A 19,865-nucleotide genomic window follows, 5' to 3' on the forward strand; every position below is an offset into this window, starting at 1 on the left:
CTATTTAAAATTATAATGTGAAGGAACAAACAATGAAATTTGCGCTAAAATCGCTACTTGTAGCCACACTAACGATGACATCGACTATGGCGCTTAGCCATAACCACGAATCGAGCCTTGAACATGCACTTCAATCAAGCGAACGCAGCGCTAAAAACAGCGTTCGTGACGAATATCGTCACCCGGCTCAAACACTGGCATTTTTTGGCTTTAAACCAACTATGACAGTTGTTGAAATTGCGCCCGGCGGTGGTTGGTATAGTGAAATTTTAGCGCCAGCACTAAAAGAGCAAGGCACTTATTATGCCGCGCACTTTCCTGCTGATTCATCAGTTGGCTACTACCAACGCTCTCTTGCGGGCTTTAAACAAAAAGTAGCTGAAGATAAGCGTTTTAGTAGCGTTAAAATTACTGAGTTTGCACCTGTAACACATTTAGATATTGCGCCAGCTGGCAGTGCCGATATGGTTTTAACATTTCGTAATGTACATAACTGGTACATGGGCAAAGATAAAAGCGGTGCATTAAGTGCATTCCAAGCTTTTTATAAAGCCCTTAAACCAGGTGGTACATTAGGTTTAGTTGAACACCGTTTAGCTGAAGAACGTGCTGACGAAGATCAAAAAACATCAGGTTATATGAAGCAGAGCTACGTAGTAGACCTTGCTAAACAAGCAGGGTTTGAATTAGTAGCAAGCAGTGAAATAAATGCAAATCCAAAAGATACAGCCGATCACCCTAAAGGTGTATGGACGCTACCACCAAGCTTAAGACTCGGCGAACAAGATGCTGATAAATATAAAGCCATTGGTGAAAGCGACCGCATGACGCTGAAATTTAAGAAACCGCTTTAAATAGGAATTTTCGCCATGAATGTTTTAGTCATTGGCAGCGGCGGCCGCGAACACGCACTTGCGTTTAAAGCCGCTCAAAACACCAAAGTAAATACTGTATTTGTAGCCCCTGGTAATGCAGGTACTGCACTTGAACCAAAACTTGAAAACGTAGCAATAAACGTTGACGACTTAGATGGTTTACTTAGTTTTGCACAGCAAAATAAGGTAGAGCTTACTATTGTAGGTCCTGAAATACCGTTAGTACTGGGTGTTGTTGATAAGTTTCGTGAACATAACATGGCTATTTTTGGCCCAACGGCGGGCGCAGCTCAGCTTGAAGGCTCTAAATCGTTTACTAAAGACTTTTTAGCACGTCATAAAATCCCAACGGGCGACTACCAAACGTTTGAACAGATTGAGCCTGCTCTTGCTTATTTAAAAGAGAAAGGCGCGCCAATTGTTGTAAAAGCAGATGGTTTAGCTGCGGGTAAAGGCGTAATTGTAGCCATGACGCAAGCCGATGCCGAAGAAGCTATTCGCGATATGCTTGCGGGTAATGCTTTTGGCGATGCGGGAAGTCGTGTTGTTATTGAAGAGTTTTTAGACGGTGAAGAAGCGTCTTTCATCGTAATGGTTGATGGTAAAAACGTATTACCATTTGCGACCAGTCAGGACCATAAACGCGCTTACAATGGCGATGCGGGTCCTAATACGGGTGGCATGGGTGCATACTCACCTGCGCCAGTTGTTACTGATGAAATCCACCAGCGTATTATGAACGAAGTGATCTACCCTACGGTAGAGGGCATGGCAAGCGAAGGCCATCCATACACAGGCTTTTTATACGCAGGTTTAATGATTGATGAAACAGGCACCCCTAAAGTCATTGAGTACAACTGTCGCTTTGGCGACCCTGAAACTCAACCAATGATGCTACGTTTGCAATCAGACCTAGTTGAATTGATTGAAGCCGCTAACCGTGTAGAACTTGATAAAACAACAATTAAGTTTGACCCACGTGCAGCTGTTGGTGTTGTACTTGCCGCTAAAGGTTACCCTGGCGATTACCCTAAAGGCGATGCTATTTCGGGGCTACAAGTTGATTACCCTGCGGGTGAAAAAGTGTTTCATGCGGGTACTAAGCAAGATGGCAATGACGTTGTAACCGCAGGCGGTCGCGTATTATGCGCAACAGCACTTGGTAATACTGTTACGCAAGCGCAGCAACGCGCCTATGAGCTTGTTAAACAAATAAGCTGGGATGGTATGGAATATCGTACAGATATTGCTTATCGTGCTATTGCCCGCGAGCAATAGGCTTAAAATACCTGTTTATTGGTATAACCAGTTAATTTAACTACAAAAGCGCAGTCTCTCTGCGCTTTTTTAGTGCTACACTAATTAAAAGTTTTTTTAAAAGTACGCAAACGTTGGAACTAAGAACTTTACGTTATCATGCAATTGCTGTTGCCATACTAGTACTTATATTTTTTATTATAAGTACACTGGCATCAAACCTCGTCGTGCCTACACGATATACAATTGATAAAACCGCGCCCGTATATCTTGATTACGCGTACTATATTGATGAAACTAAGAGCCTTACTTTTAACGATGTTATAACCCAGCCGCAGTTACTCACTCATCAAAAATTTTCGGAAATACCATGGAGTTTTACTCAACAAAATTATTGGCTGTTTCTCGATTTAGAAAATAAGAGCTTCAAAAAAGAAAACGTTGTTGCCCATTTTGATAACCCCATGGTTGATCACCTAACTATTTTTCGACTCAATAAAAACAACCAATTAATGGATACTTATAAGCTCGGAGATAAAGAACAAGCACTTACTTTATTTCAATACAGTGTGCCGCATATCCGCTTTTCGCTCGAAAGTAAGTCCTCACAACGACTCGTAATGAAAATAGATACGATAGGTATAAGTAAAACACCTGTAAATTTATATCGTGATAAAGAGTTTATTGACTTAGTGCGTTCGCAAACAGGGATTTGGGGGATTTTTGTTGGCGTATTGCTAATGGCAGCGCTTTACAATCTTGTTCTTTATTTTGGTATAAAAGACCGAGTTTACTTAATTTATATTGGCTACATTATTAGCGCTATTATACTAATGGGAGCGGTATTAGGTTTTGGCTTTTATTTATGGCCAATGGAATGGCAATTATTTATTCACGAAAAAATAGTACTTGGTAATTACGGCGTTGCTTTTTTTACCCTCTCCTTCTGTATTATGTTTTTACGTTATCACAAAGAAAAATGCTGGCGCTATAAAATGAGTACAGCGCTACTTAAGCTTATGTTTGTTCTTGCTGTAAGCAGCCTTTTTATCCCTGAAAATATAGCAGCACCTATTTTTTTGGAGTGATGAGCCTACTTTATATAGCGTGTATTATTTTAATTTATAACAAATTACGTAGTGGTTTTAGATGGGCTAAATTTTATGTTTTTTCATGGGTGCCACTAATTTTTGGCGCGGCGATTCAACCTATGGAACTGACTGGCCTTTTACCTTATAGCTTTACCACACGCCACGCCTTTTTAATGGCTATACTATGCGAAGTAATATTAATGGCAATGGCATTAGCAGACCGAGTTAGGTATCAGCGTGAACGTGCTTTATATCACGCTACGCACACTCAACAAACAAAGCTTCTTAATAGTGCTAAGCTCAAGCAAACCTTTATGGAGTTACAAGCAAAAAACCGCTCAACAACTTTGTGTTTGATTAAAATACGCCACTTTAACTCTCTTAATACTATAATTACCCCTTCTCAAGGCTATGCACTTATAAAACATATAGCGAGAGAATTAGAGTTAGAATTGAGCCACGAGCGCGAATTTATAAATCTTGATACTAACTTAAACACCATCCCTCGATTAGCCGATCTCAATAGCGGCGTATTTGCCTGTATTTCGACTAAAACACAAAACCAAGAAATGCTAGAAGCACTTCTCACTAAAGTAATTAGCAACTTACCAAAACAATACGAAATTAAAGGGCTAAACCTGCAACTTAATTACAGTATTGGCATTAGCTGTGCGGGTAAAACTAACGACTTTGAGTATTGGTTAAAACGTGGATATTTAGCACTTAAAAAAGCAAAAAGTAGTGTTAATCAAGTAGGGTTATCATCAAACGTGAATAACCAAATGATGGACGTTTCCTTAGCTGCAAAGCTACAAAAAGCCATAAAAACAAATCAACTTGCACTCTATTACCAGCCGCAAATAAATTTATTAAATAACCAAGTAATTGGCGCAGAAGCTTTACTACGCTGGCCCGATCCAACCTTTAATAATTTACCGATTGAAGAGTTAGTAATTCTTGCTGAACATACAGGTATTATTAACGAACTAACACTGTGGGTCATTGAACAAGCCTGTAAAGATATTGCCGAACTAACAAAAAATGGTTACATCAATCATACTATTAGCGTCAACCTCAGCGCTAAAAACTTGACCATAAATAACTTAGCTGAAAAAGTAGAAAATATACTAATTAAATACCAAGTACCGGCTCGTTTACTTAAGTTTGAACTAACCGAATCAGCTTTTGTAGAGAGTCAAGATGCACTCATTAAATTAGTTGATGAATTATCGGCATTAGACATTAACGTTGTTTTAGACGACTTTGGTACAGGTTACGCATCACTTAACTACTTAGTTAACTACCATTTTAGTGAACTAAAAATAGATAAGTCGTTTGTTTTTGATTTACCTAATAACCCCACTCATCAAGTTATTGTACAAACAGCCATTGATATGGCGCACAACCTTAATTTATCAATAACAATTGAGGGGGTAGAAACTCAGGAGATTCATCACTTACTTAAAGACATGAATGCTGATTCTGCCCAAGGTTATTTATACGCAAAAGCACTGCCTTACACCGACTATTTACACTTCTTAAAAAGCCAATATAGCTTAAAAATGTTAGACTCCTCTTTTTAACATCTTTAGGGGCCAAGTAAAGATGCAAGGCACACTGCGTAAACTAAAATCGAGTTTAACCGAACCAGTACAATATCACTTACCTGTAGGTGAGCACTTAGTAGACTTAAATGCATTTATAGGTAAGGAGCTTACGCTCACCTTTAGTGGCACTATTTTATGTTCTAACTGCGGTAAAAAAACCAAAAAAAGCTATTCTCAAGGTCACTGTTTTGTATGCATGCGCAAGCTCGCTAGTTGCGACATGTGTATTATGAAACCAGAAACTTGCCACTACGATCAAGGCACTTGCCGAGAGCCACAGTGGGGCGAAGAAAATTGCATGATCCCACACTATGTGTATCTCGCTAACACCTCTGGATTAAAAGTAGGTATTACCCGCCACACACAAATACCGACTCGTTGGGTGGATCAAGGCGCTACTCAGGCATTACCTATTTTTAAAGTGCAAACTCGCCTGCAATCGGGTTTAGTGGAAGTTGCTTTGGCTGAATTTATTGCCGATAAAACCAATTGGCGCAATATGTTAAAAGGCCAAAACGACGCACTTGATTTAAAAGCAGCAGCGGCTGAGTTAATTCCACAAATTAGCGAAAAACTAAACGAGCTAAGTGAGTTATTTGGCGCAACAGCAATAGAGCAATTAGATGAAGATGTTGTTGATTTAGATTTTCCAGTAACCGAATACCCAACAAAAATCAGCTCATTTAACTTTGATAAAGACCCTGTTGTAAGTGGTGTTTTACAAGGTATTAAAGGTCAGTACCTAATCTTTGAAAAAGGCGTTATTAATATTCGTAAATTTACATCTTATGAAGTAACGGTAGGCTAACAGGCTATGTTAAACAGCTACCCACAGTTATTGGTTATTTATAATGAGCTTGAGATAGCTCACACACCACAAGACCGTGAGGAGCACTTGCACAGTGTTGCAACAAGCGACTTAACTGATGTGGTCATACTTAATAAGCGTGGTGAATACTGCGCTTTAAAAAACACACCTTGTGAGCCGTTAAGCGCAGAGCAACTTGCTGTACTCGTAACAAGTTACTTATTAAATGAAGGGCATTGTTGTTTAAGTAAAATAACAACCCTCACCGTTGAGCAGGCATTTAACTTACTTGAGCTATAAAACGCAGCACAATTAAACCTCAGTAAGCACTTTTATATGCGCTACAGCACTACGACCTAACGCTGATAGCGCATAGCCACCTTCTAAATACGAAATAACCCCTTTGCAACCGCCCTCCTTTGCCACACTGCATAGCTGCTCGGTGAGCCAAATGTAGTCACTTTCAACAAACTTTAAGCTTGCCATATCATCTTCTAGGTGTGCATCAAACCCTGCGCTTATAAAAAGTAATTCAGGCTTAAACGCTTTTAATTTTGGTAACCATTGCCCAGTAAACACCTCTTTTAGGTCGTCGCCATTACTAGCAATTGGCAGAGGGGAATTAACTATATGGCTATTATTTTTAACTGCTGTATTTGGGTAAAACGGATACTGAAATAACGAACAAAGCAGTACATTTTCGTCATCAATAAAAATGTCTTGTGTGCCATTACCATGGTGTACATCAAAATCCGCAATAGCAATGCGTTTAACCCCTTTGCTTTGTGCGTACTTAACGGCAATAGCTAAGTTATTAAACACACAAAACCCAGATGATGACGCTTTATTAGCATGGTGTCCTGGCGGGCGTACTGAGCAAAAAGCAGCATCGAGTTTATCGGCAAGTATTTCATCAACAGCTAACAATCCTGCACCTACTGCACGCTCAATCGCTTTAAACGAATCGGGGCACAGCCAAGTATCGCCATCTAAATTAGCGAGTCCTTCCGTTGGTAGTGTAGTTTCTACGTGTTTAACTAAAGCTTCATCGTGAGCAAGTAAATAATGCTCACGCTCGGCCTTAGGTGCTTGCAGGTGTGTTAAGCCAACATCTACACCGCTGGCTAATAATCTGTCGGTTATTGCATCTAAGCGCTCTGGGCACTCAGGATGGTCGTCTATCATTTTATGCTTACGGCAATGAGGATGAGAAATAACTGCGGTACGCATAAAAAGTCCCTTACAAGGTGTAAAAGCTTAATATAACAAAGCCACCGGCTGGTGGCTTTGCGACTTTGGTGTATATCAACACTTTAAATATCAAAACTATTAACTACTTTGCTTTTAAATGCAGGTTTCTAAAATCAAAGCTAAAGTCGGTCACTTGTGTTGATACTGCACGCATTTTAGCGCTGTTCACACGATTACTAACATCCATATCAAAGGTAATAAACGCATCTGCTTCAAGTAGCTTTTCATCCCACTTAACAATAAATGTATTACCAGTGTAGTGCTCAAGTGTGCCTTTTAAACGTTTAGTATGCGTAAAATCAATGTGTAATTTACTATCGAGCTGCTCAATAATCACATCACCATACCAATTGTCGTGCAATGTACCGGTGTAATTAATATTTGGTAATTGTGGCTGGTAGTCAGCAGGTGCTTCTGGTTTTGCATTAGCGTACGCTTTTTGTTTTCTTTCAAAATGGCTTTTAGCTAGATCTTCTACCCAGTCTTTATCTTCAAGTTCAAGCGCATCTTCAAGTACTTCATGGGTTACCGCCGAAAGCGCACCAAAAGCTTGTTGGTTAGATAAAATAACAATACCGAGTTTTTTCTCAGGCAATAAAGTAACTTGCGATACCATACCTAAAATACCACCGCCGTGACCTAACTTTTTAAAGCCGTGGTAGTCTTCAATGCTCCAACCTAGCCCATACCCTCTAAACTGCTGATGGTACGACTCAAACGCGCTTTTAGATGCCATAGACGTAATATGTGGGTGCCACATTTGCGCTTGTTGCTTTTCGCTAAACAGCTGCTCGCCATTAGGCATTTTACCGCCCGCTAATTGCGTACGAAGCCATTGACTCATATCGCTTACACTTGAAGCGATGGCGCCTGCGCCTCTAAAGTCTTCTAGGTAGTTCACAAAAAAGGGATGAAGTGAGCCATCCATAGGAATATGACCTGTTGCCCAGTTAGTGTTGCTTTTTGGGATGCGTGAAAAACCTGCGCGTGAGTTGTCCATGTGTAGCGGTTGTAATATATTTTTTCGATGTAATCGTTCCAGCTCATACCCGACACACGTGCAACCACTTCGCCAGCGGTAACAAACATCAAGTTGTTATAAGCGTACTTACTACGAAAGCTGCTCGCTGGTTTTAAATACTGTAATCCCGCTAAAATTTCATCAACGGGCTTATCCGTGCTTGGCCAAATCATTAAATCGCCTTGCCCAAGCCCTAGCCCACTGCGGTGACTTAATAAATCACGAATACGCATTTCGCGTGTTACGTACGAGTCGTACAATCTAAACTCTGGTAAATGATCAATTACGCGGTCATCCCAGCTCAACTTCCCTTCATCAACCAACTTGGCAAGTGCCGCTGTTGTAAACGCTTTGGTGTTTGAAGCAATACCAAACAAGGTGTCTTTGTTTACTTTTTTGTTGGTATCGAGATTAGTTACTCCAAAGCCTTTAGCAAATATCACTTTATCGTTTTCAACAATGGCGACTGCCATACCTGGTACGTCAAAACGTGCCATTGACGCTTTAATAACGTCGTCAATTTTGTTGGTATCGACTTGTGCCCAGCTACTAAACGTAGTGCTTGCTAGTAATGCAATTGCGGCTAATTTGGTTAATTTCATATCAATCCTATTTTATTATTTTTGATGAACTGCAAATTCAATTTCGGCACGCTCTTTATTGGTATCGCTTTTGTGCGGCCTATTGAGTATTGCATCACTGTATTCTTTTGGTACGCCTGCTTCAAGTGCGCCGCGATGAACGTGTTTTATGTACCAATCATATGGGAGTACATCGCTGTCATGGGTATTAGCTATATAACAATGTGCGGCTACAGCCTCACCCGTTAAAAGCGTTGGGGTTATATCTACGCAGTCGTAACCTGCGCCCTCAATACTGTCTAAAATGGTTTTTTCTTCTTCATTAAGCTCATAAATAACGCCATAAACCAACGCATCTTCTTTATTGCTTGGGCAAATACTGCACTTACCTGAGCCATCTTTAAATAGCATATCAAAAGTAAGCTCGTAACCTTTAAGTACCGCTGTTCCTACACGCTTTACATTCGGTAAACGCGCCAACAAACGGTTAGATGACATATTAGAGCCAAACGAAAAATTATATAACGGCATTTTATCTCCTGCGCTTTTTAAATAAGTTAAATAACAACACGTACTGCAAGGGCAATTAAAATAACGCCAATTCCACGGTCAAACCAATAACCACGCTGCTGGAAAAAGCCCCTCACATTATCTCTAGAAAGCATTATTGAAAGCATTGAAAACCACACCCAAGTAGCCAGTGCCATGTACACGCCATAAACGATCTGCACGCTAGTAGGTGTTGTTGGACTAATCACGAGTGTAAATAACGACATAAAAAATAACGTGGCTTTTGGGTTTAATGCATTGGTGAAAAAGCCGCGTCTAAAAGCAACCCAAACAGGTTCCTCTTGAACGGTTTTGTTTTCAACATTTTTTGCAGCCTCGCCTTCATTACTTGCAGGCTGTTTTGCAGCTCTAAGAGCTTGTACGCCTAAATACGCTAAATATGCACCAGCAAGGTACTTAAGCGCCATAAATAAACTAGGCGATTGCGTTAAAACAAGCGCTACACCTAACACGCAATAGGCAACGTGCAGTAAAATAGCAGCGCCAACACCGGCGCTTGTCCACAATGCATTGCACCTACCTTGTTGCACACTTTGCTTGAGCACAACGGCAAAGTCAGGCCCAGGGCTTGCTACTGCAAAAAAATGAGCAATAACAATCAGTAAAAATTCATCTAAGTATTCCACGCAAGTCCTTGCTAGTTTGGCGAATAAGCTAATAACAGCGGGTTGGCCGAGTTATTTACCAATGCTTTAATTTCTTTTTGTGCTTTTTTAAACTGACCACGCAGATGCGGTTTTAAGTGTTTTTTAGAGACTTTATCGTTTTTAAAGTAACTAATAAGGGCATGCATAAATACCGTATGTGTTTCACTTAGCTTAGCTTCACGGTTAGCGTATGGGTTGTAACAAGAACCACAACCGCCCTTAAACTGATACACCGTGTTGCTCATCATCACACCAAACCCTAAAAAACAGGCAAGCGCATCGGCAGCTTGTGGTAAATACTCCCTGCCACCTGGCGGTAGCACCCCAACGTGATGAATAAGTATGGTGGCCAGAGTACCCGCATAACTTGCTACTAAATCTTGTGGCTGATTAATCTGATTAGGATTAAAAGAAATGCTGACCTTATGGCTTGGCGGCACAATTAAATGGCTGCCTTCTCCACGTATTTCATTGCTAAATTCAAAGTGCGGAAAAACCTGAGGCTGCAATTGCTGAGGCGCAACTAACTGAATAGGCCACGCGCTCATACCTGCATAATTAGTAACGCGGGTAAAAACGTTAGTCGCCATTTCTTCAATACTTGATACCGAATCAGGAAAAAACGCTGCTGTCGGCAATATTATTTTTGTTTGCTTAGTAAAGTACTCCGCATCAAAATTCTCTACCGCCCAAATAAACGTATCAATAAGCCATTGCTGTTCTTGATCTTCCAATAATGGTGCCGATTTAAATAAAGCTAACATAAGGTGCTCTTATAAGTTTTAGGTGCTAGTTTAGTTTTTTTGTGTAAGCGCCCATTCCCACGCTTGAGTATTGTATAGCGGCACTGTTGATAGCGCATGATGATGGCTGCCACTGGATTCTTTCGTTGAGTACGATAAATACAATAAGGTGCGGTTTTCAGCATCGTAAATACGACGCACCTTTAAAGATTTAAATAAAATACTTTTAGATGATTTAAATACCACCTCGCCCGACTTACTTCGGTCAATTTCTTGTAGCTGCTGTGCTGTAATAGGCCCCGTTTGACGGCACGCAATTGACATATCAGACGGATCAGAAAAGTCTAAATCAGCTTCAATATGGCTAATGTGGCACGTAACACCTTTAATAATCGGATCTTGCTGCGAATTAACCACGACATCTTTAGTTGTAAATAACCCAAGGCTTACCGACGCAACATCATCAGAGCAAGCACTCAACGTAACTACCGCACCTGCAAGTAAAGCTAAACGTTTAAATTTTTGTGGTAATTTCATACTTATCCTTATCTATAATAGGTAACTTAGCATCTACGTCACTAAGCAAAGGTTCACCTGTTTGTTTTATACTAACATCAAAAATAAATACGACTAAATTAGTTTAAAGTAAAGATTTTAGATAGCCCTAGGTTTAGCGAACCCTGTTGTATTTGATACAATTAACCCTCGCTAATGCAGTAACTCATAATAGGAAACGCCTAAATGCCGCATATTATTATTGAACACTCAGAAGACCTCCCTGTTTTACCACAAGTACTAGTAGAGAAAATTCATAACAGTACTTTTGAAAGCGGACTTTTTGATTTAGAAACAATTAAAACACGCGCAATTGCATACCAACAATACCAACTAGGTATAGGTAAAGAAGGGTTTATTCATATTCAAGTGCATATAATGGCAGGGCGAACGGTAGAACAAAAACAAATGTTAAGTGAGCACCTACTCGCATGTTTAAAAACCTACTGCAGAGACTCTGATAGCTTAAGCGTCAATATTTACGATATGGATCATGATGTATATCGAAAAAATTAGTTAACTCTTGTCGTTTTGAGTAATAGAAGTACACAATAGTAAGTAAAAGCCCCAATAGGGGCTTTTTGAATATTAAATACTTGCTCACTGCTGTTTATAAAAAACTTCTGATGAGTTACGAACGCCAGTAGATAACATTACTAATAAACAAGAAGATTGCGCAGAGCACACGGTGAAAGGACAAAGGCGCTTAGAGCAACCTATGACAGTGCCTGGTAGGGGAATTAACTATTTGCAACGCTATAATACTGACAGAGTCCACAAATGTTCACTTTCAAAAGCATCTAATCGCGATCTGCTCTTTTTGCTAGCAGCACCAATGGATTTATATAGTTACGCATAAGGGAGGATGACTGAGCTAAAAAATTATGACTTAGCAGATCGCTAGCTCTTAGAGTTTTACCAAAAGAGCTAGACTACTTTAGAGCTGAAATTACTGAAACCTATTTAAAGTAATTACCAATATCAAATTACTTTTGAGATAACTCTATTTATCTACCGGATCTCTCTGATACTAATTTTTGTAACCAATAGCCATCATGCTTTTCAAAAATATTAAGCCCTTCTTTGGTCTTGACTAAGACATTATTACCAACAGTAGTATAATAAAGTGGGTTTGGATCAATCGATATTAATGCATGTACTCTGCCTATCATGTCATCTGAAAGGTGCTCTTCTAAAACGCTAACATCTTTAATACTAAGAGTGATGTAATCATATAGCTGTTTCGCAGTTATCTCAGATTTTAATTTTTGTACTGAGGCGTCTGCGACCCCCACACAGTTTGAATAAAAATCTATTCCAAGCATAGTTTGTTTGTTTTCACATAACGACAAGTCTGAAAACTGTGCAAAACATGTACTTGGGAATAATAAAATTAATAACTTTTTCATCGGGCCACCTGATAACGCTCTTCAATATTCCAACTTCTCCAGTCGGCAAATAATTTTTCAAACTGTTTCGGGCTTTGCGCAAAGCCATCTTCGATCGCTTGAATATCTCACATAGTTTTAATCTGAATACCAGCACTTAATGCATTTAAAACAGCAGCTGTTTTAAATGCTGGTATACCTATCTTCACCTCAAGAGCCTCACCAGCAGCGTCTGCAGTAGCTTCGGCCATGAAAGCAGTTTTAGATAAATCTGAGGTTGGATCTGCAGCAGATAATAATTTAGGTATAGCCTTCAATACCATTAACTTTGTCAAATCTTGTGTCAGTGATTGCTTCATTAAAAAGCATTGTTGGCGGTTATTAACTATGAAGCTATATTGCCGTTTAGATAACTTTGCACCTGATAGCATATCAGCACTCGTCGCAATCGCAACACACCCCATGACAGTCGTTGTGTCTGCGTTTCTAATTTTTTCGCGCAGAACACCGATATTTCGTTCGATCATAATTTTATTTGACATAACATTCCCTCGTTCAATAAAAATAAAAGGGTACATCAATTTTTTATTACTTTCCACATTTGAAATATTTTATCGATTAGATACTGATAATAGCTATTTATCTTTTTCTATTTAAAAAAGTAGTACAGGGTAATTTCTGTTAGTAGGAGTTTACTTGGAAAGCTTGTAAAAGTGGTGGCCCCTCCCAGACTCGAACTGGGGACCTAACGATTATGAGTCGTGTGCTCTAACCAACTGAGCTAAGGGGCCAACTTTTATATAACTGCTAGGCAGTTAATTTTTGAAGCGTTCAGTCACAGAGCGACTAAAGCGGGTTGCAGTATAAAAACTTTTTGGGGGCTTGTCACTACTAAAAACCTTTATTTTAACAATCAGTAAGCTAACTGCTTAAATAGTAATCTTTTATGAGGGAGTAATGTGTAAAAATGAGGAATTTAGGAGAAGGGATTCATGCAAGCCAATTAAAAGTGCCTATTTAAGCTGCATTTAAAATTGACTTACACAACTAATAATACAAATAACACAACGTTACTTTTTAGCAATAATATAAATGGCGTGTATTAACCCTGGGAAATAACCTAGCAGTGTTAATAAAATATTTAACCAAAAATGCATACCTAAGCCTACTTGCAAAAATACACCTAGTGGCGGTAATAAAACTGACAATATTATACGAATGATATCCATAACTTAACTCCTTTAAAATTAAAAAACAAAAAGCCCAGATTCACTGGGCTTTGAGTATAGTGCATTATTCAGCAACGATAGATAATTTATCTACCACGTCGCGCACATCTTCAGCATTTTTGGCAATTTTAACCGCTAGCTGTTTTTCAGCTTCAGATTCTACAGAACCGTTTAAGGTTACAATACCGTTATCGGTATCAACATCGATGTCTGTACCACCAACTTCTGAGTCAAATAGGAAGCGTGTTGTGATTACAGTGGTGATTTTAGCGTCTGTTAGGTCGTTATCACCATCATCCATCATGTCTTTGTCTGTGGTTTTGGTATCCATGTTTTTTACAACAGTCAGGCTGTTTTCAACATCGGATACGCCATCTAGGCTAAGTACAAGTTCTTCTGCTAACTCTTTTTCAATTTCGCTATCAACTTTACCTGTAAGTACTACCTTGCCATTTTTTACATCAGTGTTAATGTCAAAGTTGTTTAGATTAGTGTTCATAAGTAGCACTGTTTCTGCCTTACCATCAATCCAAGCATCTTTACTTTCGTTTTCCCAGCTGTTTGCTTGGGCACTCATAGCCGTAGAACCAAGAACTAAAGCCGCGATAATAGATTTGTTAAATGTTTTCATAATCTTTCTCCTTTTGATTAAAGACACTTTAACTAATGCGAACTTTAGGCCAACTAAATTTAACATTTAAATTCAATGGGTTGGCCTTTTAAATTAACTAATTCCATGTTATAGCCGTGTAACTATTTACAGACTCATCGGTAAAACTTTCTCACATTGTGAAAATAGCTAGATAATTGCTGTTTTGGTTAATCTATCGTTAATATAACAAAACTAAAAACAGACTGAAAAATTAAGCCTCTGATAATTATTGAAATTATATTTGGTACGCCGTTTGCTTACTCACTACCAATAGTAAATATAATAAGGAATGCCCATGTCTGTAAAAGTTGAAGACCGCCCAATAGAGCAAGTACGCGAACAAGTGATTGATCAATTAATTTATAATTACAGCCATGGCGTTATTTCAGTTGATGCATTTGAAAGACGCTTAGATGAGGCTATGGATGCAAGTAGTAATGAAGCTTTGTTAATCCTAGTTGAAGACTTAACACTTAATACCGATCAGCAATATAAAGCAGAAAAACAATCGCAATTTACTCCACATTATAGTGCACAGCAAAACAGCGATGATGATTTTACGCTACGCAGCATTTTGGGTTCTAACGAGCGCAGTGGTCAATGGGTTGTGCCAAAAAATATATACTTAACCAATTTTATGGGCTCTGTAGTGCTTGATTTTACTGATGCCATTTTTACCCACCAAAATGTAACGATTCACGTTAACTGTATTTTTGGTAGCGATGAAATTTATGTACCAGAGCATGTAAATGTAGTCTCTAAAATGTTTTGTATTTTAAGCAGCCTTGAAAACAAGTCGGTATCGCTTAACAAGCGCCAAGGACCCACTATTCATATTGAAGGTAAAGCAGTAATGGGGTCGGTTGAAGTTAAAATAAAACGCACCATAAAAGAGAAGTTTATGAGCTTTGCAAACGAGCTAAAAACACAACTTGGCGTTAATAATAACCGCTCATTATAATTTATCTAGCAGCGCGTTAGAGTCGATTGACCTTTAAGGTCAGATATTGCCTTAATTAGGTGCGTTTAATTGCTGCCCGAGATTTGTAACCTAAATAACCTGAACTCTGGATAATAAATCTATCTCAAGCAACTATTTTCAGTGCTAACTGCAGTCCTAGGTAGAGCCTTTCGTTAGCCTGTGTTTGGCATTTATACGTTGTTATTACCTATTTATAGGGAATAAGCACACCACATAGGTGTGTTCTACTAAAAACCAAACACACGGCTTAAAATTCAACTTCGAAAGATAAATAAGCCTAAGTTACTGCCTGACGTTTTATTATAAATCGTTATTTCGCTCGCTTGGTATATCACTTAAATATTCTACAAACTCTACTTCAAATCCAGCCGGATCGATAAAATAAACATTTTTTCTAAATGGGTTGTCACCGCCTTGTTTATCTATTTTAAAACCAACTTGTTGCAAACGCTTTACTACTGCATCTAAATTTTGAGTAACGTAAGCAAAGTGCGCTAAACCTAATTGATGGCCTGCTAAATCTCGGTTTTCACCTTCACCATGATCGCTCATTGCAATGTATTGTGTGTCATCACCAAAATGCACCCAGCGCCTTGTTTTACCATGCCAAGTGCCCCTACCTTCACTTCGGATTGACCAATAAGGGAATACCGCTTGATAAAATTTAATCATATCCTCAATATTATTAACCACTAAATTGACATGTTCTAAATACATAATGTGTCCTTCTTGATTGAGTATGCAAACACAATAAAACCTCAAGTTAACTTTAGGTAAAGTGGTTTTTTAGATTTATTTAAATTTTATACAGCCGCAAATATATATGCAGAACAATAAAGTATAAAAAACACACAAAAGTATTTAGGGTTTATTGTTTACTTTATGGCAGAAATCGCTAAAATACGCCGGCTGAAATATATAAACGTTCTTTTACAACCCAAAGGTAACTCCATGCATCCAATGTTAAACATTGCGGTTCGCGCTGCGCGTAACGCAGGCAAAATTTTACTTCGCGCAAGTGAAGATTTATCAAAAGTTGAAGTGCAACAAAAAGGCGCTAACGACTTAGTAACTAACATTGATAAAGAAGCTGAAGCCGTAATTCGTGACACTATTTTACAATCTTACCCAACTCACTCGATTGTTGGTGAAGAGTTAGGTGAGCATAAAGGCAAGGATGATGATTACCAATGGATTGTAGATCCTATCGATGGAACAACTAATTTCATCAAAGGCATCCCTCATTACGCGGTTTCTATCGCACTTAAAGTTAAAGGTCGTTTAGACCAAGCTGTTATTTATGATCCAATTCGTGGTGAGCTTTTCACTGCTTCTCGTGGTCAAGGCACTCAACTTAACAGCAAACGTCTTCGTGTAAGCAAAACTACCGTTCTTGCGGGCACTGTACTTGCTACTGGTTTCCCTTTCAAAAATAAAAACCACATGGATGCATACACTGAAGCGTTTAAAGCATTGTTTGTACACACTGCTGATATTCGTCGCGCAGGTTGTTCTGCACTAGATATGGCATACGTTGCAGCGGGTCGTGTTGATGGATTTTTTGAAATTGGTTTAAAACCGTGGAATTCTGCAGCGGGCGAACTAATGGTTAAAGAAGCCGGCGGTATGGTTGTAGATTTTGCTGGTGGTAATAACTATAGCCACAGCGGTAATATCATCTGTGGTTCACCAAAATTGACTCAAGCAATTATTCGTGAAATTCGCCCAGTATTAACTGAGTCGTTACTTCGCTAATTTAATGCTACTAATACTAATCTGCATAAGTATTTGAACAATTTAACGAATTAAATTTCCCTACCTAAGTAGATTGGTACAGCAGTATACTAAAAAGGAGCTCAGGCTCCTTTTTTTGTGTCTAAAAATAAGGGTTATCAAGCTTAAGCTCTATTGTTTTACCTTTTGTGTAAGGTAATGAATTAAGCTCTGTCGCGAAATACTCATAAAATAGCGCATCAAATTCACCATTTTTTTGCATGATCTTAAGCCCTTTTTCAATCGCTTGAGCCAGTTCGGGTTTATTTTTTGAGACAAAATAATAAAGCCCAGTTGGATAGCTAATGTATAAATCTGGCACTATTACTAAATTCTTATCTTTTAAATCCATAAGCTCTGAATTAACTTCGATGAATGAGCGCGGAAAATAATCAATCCGCCCCTGACTTGTTAATGCAAACATCGAGTTTAAATTAGAAAGTGGCCTAACACTTAGTCCATTGTTAACTAATATCCGCATGTCAGGCCAATCATGACCTTGCACTGCAATAAGCATTGATAATTGCTCAACAGAGGTAATACCTTTAAATTTATCTACATTTTTTGTATTCGTAAGCAGTGCTCTTTTACCAATATACCCTTTAAATAAAGGGATTTTAATTGCAATCGCCAACGACTCTCGCTCAGGGCTACTCATACTCCAATATAAATCAAGGGCGTTCCCATCAAGTGCCATAAGATTTCGTTGTTGATGAGGGTGAACTGGCACTAAATTTATTTCAGCTGAGTAATCTGCTCTGATAAGTGCTTTTGAGAGTAATTCATTGAGGTAGTCGTCACGCGTAAAATGCGAGTGTTGATCTTGAGGGACATTAATAATATTGACTTCGCTTGCTATAGCACTACACACAAACAAGCTTACAACGCTAACCAGATACTTAAATGGCAACATAATAATCACCTACTTTGTTAAACTACCTTTTTACTATTTGCTAAACGCACCACCGCTGGTGTAGGCCTTCTTCGCTTACAGATAAAAAGATAGCTATGACGGTATCGTTTGGCCTCTTTTTTAGCATCAGTCGCTAATGCAGCTACTTGATGACTATTTTTACACTGTTGTAAATCAGGTTCAACCAAACCAATCGATAAGGTCAGTAAAGGGACAAATTGCTTTTCACCTTCGCGATTTGTAGCCCAGTATCCTTTGCTTTTAATATGCTCAGGAGTAAAAATAGCTGTGACTGCAATTCAAACCGTTCAATAATTGTATTGCAAATTGTAACTGCATCACTTTGGTCAAACACAACCATAAAGTCATCACCGCCAATATGTCCTACAAAGTTAGCACTGTTTGTGCAAGCTTGCACTGTTACATCGGCTAATAATTTAATTACACTATCACCGCTGGCATAACCATATAAGTCATTAAATTGTTTAAAGTGATTTAGGTCTATATAAGCTAATGAAAATTTTAACTTATTACGCAGCCTTTGCTCTATAGCTTCATTTATAGCAACATTACCTGGTAGCATAGTAAGCGGATTAGCGTGCTGTGCGTGGCGAATTTTTTCTTCGGTAATATGTTTTAAAATATCTCTCAGTGGCGCTAATCCCAAGTATTTATTATTGCGTGTAATAACTATATGCCTGCGTATATCAAAATCCTGATCTGTTATTTGCTTACTTACGACATCAAGCATTTGATTCTCGTCAACGACTAATGGTTGCTTGTCCATTAATTCTGTAACTGGGCGTTTATCATAAAGTGCGTGCCCGTAGGGAGCCGCAAATACTTCCGTTAGCTGATCTTTATGAAGTAAACCAATTGGCTGGTCATCTTGATTTAATACTGGGATACTAATAATTGATTTGTCTTGCTCAAATAGCTTGTGAGCATCCTTACAGCGTGTTTCGCTATCAATTGCTGACTGAGTTAAAGCAAGATACCCTATTGCCATTGATTGCTCACAGAGCGCCTTTGCTTTAAATGTTAGTGCTTGTATTTGCTCAGAACTAAAGTCATAACTTGGTCGTAAACTGGGCCTTTCGAGTAAAAATCCCTGTACGTTACTAATGCCTAAGCTCTCAACTAACGCCAGCTCCTCCGGACGCTCAATACCTTCTGCAATAACGGCTGTATTAGTTGCTTTAGCAAGTATAGTGATTGATTTTAAAAACTCTTTTTTAACGTCACTCTCATCACAAAAATCAATAAAATAGCGATCTATTTTTACAAAATCTGGACATAACTCAGACCACTGCTTTAACCCTGAGTAGCCAGCGCCTAAATCATCAATAGCAATGGTAAAGCCAAGTTCTCGATAATGAGCAATTGTTTTTAAAAGTAAAAACCCATCATCAACTTTCTCTTGCTCAGTAACCTCAATCACAACTCTGTTCGCAGCTAATCCAAATTGCTCAATTAAATGCAACGTTTCGCCTTTGGGGTGACACGGATCGAGTAAAGTTTTAGGGCTTACATTTAAAAAGAGCTTGCCTTGGAGGTTTAATTTTACAAAGTTTTCGATTGCTTTAGAGCGACATAATAATTCAAGTTCTGAAATTAATGCATGCTGATGAGCCACTTCAAATAATTTATTCGGCATTTCAAGTGGACTATTTTTAGGACCGCGACTGAGCGCTTCGTAACCAATAATACTTTGATTAGATATATTAAAAATAGGCTGAAATAATGTCGTTATTTCAGCATTATTTAAAATATACTCTAAAACTTTGTGTTGTACGGTCACGTCGGACTCTAATTATAATTTGATAAGAATAATAAAGTAGCAAGCCTGTATTACAATTTTATTGCACTGAAATAAACGCCACGCAATAAAAAACCGCTCAACAGAGCGGTTTTTTTAACAG

The 19,865-nt window shown here is 38.7% G+C and carries 18 protein-coding genes, 1 tRNA gene and 3 pseudogenes; 8 read left to right on the forward strand and 14 right to left on the reverse strand.

Annotated elements, in window-relative coordinates:
• Window positions 1–32: 32 nt before the first annotated feature.
• From P4S71_RS06710 to P4S71_RS06730, 5 genes and pseudogenes are all read left to right on the forward strand, one after another.
• A complete protein-coding gene (locus tag P4S71_RS06710) occupies window positions 33–854 on the forward strand; it encodes a class I SAM-dependent methyltransferase (protein ID WP_007376020.1) in 822 nt (273 codons plus the stop codon).
• A 15-nt stretch (window positions 855–869) separates the two neighbouring features.
• Window positions 870–2,153, forward strand: a complete 1,284-nt coding sequence (purD, locus tag P4S71_RS06715) for a phosphoribosylamine--glycine ligase (protein ID WP_337119495.1) — start codon at window positions 870–872, stop codon at window positions 2,151–2,153.
• A gap of 113 nt (window positions 2,154–2,266) precedes the next feature.
• Window positions 2,267–4,806: pseudogene (locus P4S71_RS06720) on the forward strand (EAL domain-containing protein).
• Window positions 4,807–4,828: 22 nt separating this feature from the next.
• Window positions 4,829–5,638: a DUF2797 domain-containing protein gene (locus P4S71_RS06725; RefSeq protein WP_008136908.1), complete on the forward strand. Its 810-nt coding sequence runs from the start codon at window positions 4,829–4,831 to the stop codon at window positions 5,636–5,638.
• Between the two features lie 6 nt (window positions 5,639–5,644).
• Window positions 5,645–5,938, forward strand: coding sequence for a DUF4144 family protein (locus tag P4S71_RS06730; protein ID WP_337150343.1), 294 nt, complete (start codon window positions 5,645–5,647; stop codon window positions 5,936–5,938).
• Window positions 5,939–5,950: 12 nt separating this feature from the next.
• Here the strand turns inward: P4S71_RS06730 and P4S71_RS06735 are convergent, their stop codons facing one another.
• From P4S71_RS06735 to P4S71_RS06760, 6 genes and pseudogenes are all read right to left on the reverse strand, one after another.
• Window positions 5,951–6,868 carry a histone deacetylase family protein gene (locus P4S71_RS06735; RefSeq protein ID WP_337150344.1) on the reverse strand — a complete coding sequence of 306 codons (918 nt, stop codon included), beginning with the start codon at window positions 6,866–6,868 and terminating at the stop codon, window positions 5,951–5,953.
• Between the two features lie 103 nt (window positions 6,869–6,971).
• Window positions 6,972–8,512 (reverse strand): annotated as a pseudogene (locus tag P4S71_RS06740) (serine hydrolase).
• A 15-nt stretch (window positions 8,513–8,527) separates the two neighbouring features.
• Complete coding sequence (locus P4S71_RS06745) at window positions 8,528–9,022, reverse strand: gamma-glutamylcyclotransferase family protein (RefSeq protein WP_337150345.1); 495 nt, start codon at window positions 9,020–9,022, stop codon at window positions 8,528–8,530.
• Between the two features lie 26 nt (window positions 9,023–9,048).
• Window positions 9,049–9,687, reverse strand: coding sequence for a LysE family translocator (locus tag P4S71_RS06750; RefSeq protein WP_337150346.1), 639 nt, complete (start codon window positions 9,685–9,687; stop codon window positions 9,049–9,051).
• 11 nt (window positions 9,688–9,698) lie between these two features.
• The gene (locus P4S71_RS06755; RefSeq protein ID WP_096793840.1) at window positions 9,699–10,472 is read right to left on the reverse strand and encodes a hypothetical protein; all 774 of its coding nucleotides are present in this window, start codon (window positions 10,470–10,472) and stop codon (window positions 9,699–9,701) included.
• A 30-nt stretch (window positions 10,473–10,502) separates the two neighbouring features.
• Window positions 10,503–10,988 carry a CreA family protein gene (locus tag P4S71_RS06760; RefSeq protein WP_007376009.1) on the reverse strand — a complete coding sequence of 162 codons (486 nt, stop codon included), beginning with the start codon at window positions 10,986–10,988 and terminating at the stop codon, window positions 10,503–10,505.
• Between the two features lie 204 nt (window positions 10,989–11,192).
• On the opposite strand from P4S71_RS06760, the gene P4S71_RS06765 reads away from it, so the two are divergent.
• Window positions 11,193–11,522 (forward strand): 5-carboxymethyl-2-hydroxymuconate Delta-isomerase, encoded by a 330-nt coding sequence (locus tag P4S71_RS06765; protein ID WP_007376008.1) that lies wholly within the window; start codon window positions 11,193–11,195, stop codon window positions 11,520–11,522.
• Between the two features lie 491 nt (window positions 11,523–12,013).
• On the opposite strand, the gene P4S71_RS06770 is transcribed toward P4S71_RS06765, so the two are convergent.
• From P4S71_RS06770 to P4S71_RS06790, 5 genes are all read right to left on the reverse strand, one after another.
• Window positions 12,014–12,415, reverse strand: a complete 402-nt coding sequence (locus tag P4S71_RS06770) for a hypothetical protein (RefSeq protein ID WP_008136929.1) — start codon at window positions 12,413–12,415, stop codon at window positions 12,014–12,016.
• A 107-nt stretch (window positions 12,416–12,522) separates the two neighbouring features.
• Window positions 12,523–12,936 (reverse strand): hypothetical protein, encoded by a 414-nt coding sequence (locus P4S71_RS06775; RefSeq protein WP_337150347.1) that lies wholly within the window; start codon window positions 12,934–12,936, stop codon window positions 12,523–12,525.
• 172 nt (window positions 12,937–13,108) lie between these two features.
• A tRNA-Ile gene (locus P4S71_RS06780) sits at window positions 13,109–13,185 on the reverse strand.
• A 279-nt stretch (window positions 13,186–13,464) separates the two neighbouring features.
• Entirely contained in the window at window positions 13,465–13,623 is a 159-nt protein-coding gene (locus P4S71_RS06785; RefSeq protein ID WP_002957822.1) for a YqaE/Pmp3 family membrane protein, read from the reverse strand.
• Window positions 13,624–13,687: 64 nt separating this feature from the next.
• Complete coding sequence (locus P4S71_RS06790) at window positions 13,688–14,254, reverse strand: BON domain-containing protein (protein ID WP_337150348.1); 567 nt, start codon at window positions 14,252–14,254, stop codon at window positions 13,688–13,690.
• A 316-nt stretch (window positions 14,255–14,570) separates the two neighbouring features.
• On the opposite strand from P4S71_RS06790, the gene P4S71_RS06795 reads away from it, so the two are divergent.
• Window positions 14,571–15,236, forward strand: coding sequence for a LiaF domain-containing protein (locus P4S71_RS06795; protein ID WP_033030818.1), 666 nt, complete (start codon window positions 14,571–14,573; stop codon window positions 15,234–15,236).
• A 321-nt stretch (window positions 15,237–15,557) separates the two neighbouring features.
• On the opposite strand, the gene P4S71_RS06800 is transcribed toward P4S71_RS06795, so the two are convergent.
• Complete coding sequence (locus P4S71_RS06800) at window positions 15,558–15,974, reverse strand: VOC family protein (protein WP_337150349.1); 417 nt, start codon at window positions 15,972–15,974, stop codon at window positions 15,558–15,560.
• 234 nt (window positions 15,975–16,208) lie between these two features.
• On the opposite strand from P4S71_RS06800, the gene suhB reads away from it, so the two are divergent.
• Window positions 16,209–17,012 (forward strand): inositol-1-monophosphatase, encoded by an 804-nt coding sequence (gene suhB, locus P4S71_RS06805; RefSeq protein WP_007375998.1) that lies wholly within the window; start codon window positions 16,209–16,211, stop codon window positions 17,010–17,012.
• Window positions 17,013–17,133: 121 nt separating this feature from the next.
• Here the strand turns inward: suhB and P4S71_RS06810 are convergent, their stop codons facing one another.
• Together P4S71_RS06810 and P4S71_RS06815 are read right to left on the reverse strand one after the other, a co-directional pair.
• Window positions 17,134–17,943: a substrate-binding periplasmic protein gene (locus P4S71_RS06810; RefSeq protein ID WP_007375997.1), complete on the reverse strand. Its 810-nt coding sequence runs from the start codon at window positions 17,941–17,943 to the stop codon at window positions 17,134–17,136.
• A gap of 17 nt (window positions 17,944–17,960) precedes the next feature.
• Window positions 17,961–19,744: pseudogene (locus P4S71_RS06815) on the reverse strand (GGDEF domain-containing protein).
• Between the last annotated feature and the right edge of the window lie 121 nt (window positions 19,745–19,865).

The sequence above is a fragment of the Pseudoalteromonas sp. B62 genome (genome assembly GCF_037162565.1).
GTDB classification, from domain to species: Bacteria; Pseudomonadota; Gammaproteobacteria; order Enterobacterales; family Alteromonadaceae; genus Pseudoalteromonas; species Pseudoalteromonas fuliginea.

Excerpts from the sequence above, each read along its gene's own strand:
- P4S71_RS06710 (WP_007376020.1), top strand. The coding sequence starts at position 33 with ATGAAATTTGCGCTAAAATCGCTACTTGTAGCCACACTAACGATGACA.
- purD (WP_337119495.1), top strand. The coding sequence starts at position 870 with ATGAATGTTTTAGTCATTGGCAGCGGCGGCCGCGAACACGCACTTGCG.
- P4S71_RS06725 (WP_008136908.1), top strand. The coding sequence starts at position 4,829 with ATGCAAGGCACACTGCGTAAACTAAAATCGAGTTTAACCGAACCAGTA.
- P4S71_RS06730 (WP_337150343.1), top strand. The coding sequence starts at position 5,645 with ATGTTAAACAGCTACCCACAGTTATTGGTTATTTATAATGAGCTTGAG.
- P4S71_RS06735 (WP_337150344.1), bottom strand. The coding sequence starts at position 6,868 with ATGCGTACCGCAGTTATTTCTCATCCTCATTGCCGTAAGCATAAAATG.
- P4S71_RS06745 (WP_337150345.1), bottom strand. The coding sequence starts at position 9,022 with ATGCCGTTATATAATTTTTCGTTTGGCTCTAATATGTCATCTAACCGT.
- P4S71_RS06755 (WP_096793840.1), bottom strand. The coding sequence starts at position 10,472 with ATGTTAGCTTTATTTAAATCGGCACCATTATTGGAAGATCAAGAACAG.
- P4S71_RS06760 (WP_007376009.1), bottom strand. The coding sequence starts at position 10,988 with ATGAAATTACCACAAAAATTTAAACGTTTAGCTTTACTTGCAGGTGCG.
- P4S71_RS06765 (WP_007376008.1), top strand. The coding sequence starts at position 11,193 with ATGCCGCATATTATTATTGAACACTCAGAAGACCTCCCTGTTTTACCA.
- P4S71_RS06770 (WP_008136929.1), bottom strand. The coding sequence starts at position 12,415 with ATGAAAAAGTTATTAATTTTATTATTCCCAAGTACATGTTTTGCACAG.
- P4S71_RS06775 (WP_337150347.1), bottom strand. The coding sequence starts at position 12,936 with ATGTCAAATAAAATTATGATCGAACGAAATATCGGTGTTCTGCGCGAA.
- P4S71_RS06785 (WP_002957822.1), bottom strand. The coding sequence starts at position 13,623 with ATGGATATCATTCGTATAATATTGTCAGTTTTATTACCGCCACTAGGT.
- P4S71_RS06790 (WP_337150348.1), bottom strand. The coding sequence starts at position 14,254 with ATGAAAACATTTAACAAATCTATTATCGCGGCTTTAGTTCTTGGTTCT.
- P4S71_RS06795 (WP_033030818.1), top strand. The coding sequence starts at position 14,571 with ATGTCTGTAAAAGTTGAAGACCGCCCAATAGAGCAAGTACGCGAACAA.
- P4S71_RS06800 (WP_337150349.1), bottom strand. The coding sequence starts at position 15,974 with ATGTATTTAGAACATGTCAATTTAGTGGTTAATAATATTGAGGATATG.
- suhB (WP_007375998.1), top strand. The coding sequence starts at position 16,209 with ATGCATCCAATGTTAAACATTGCGGTTCGCGCTGCGCGTAACGCAGGC.
- P4S71_RS06810 (WP_007375997.1), bottom strand. The coding sequence starts at position 17,943 with ATGTTGCCATTTAAGTATCTGGTTAGCGTTGTAAGCTTGTTTGTGTGT.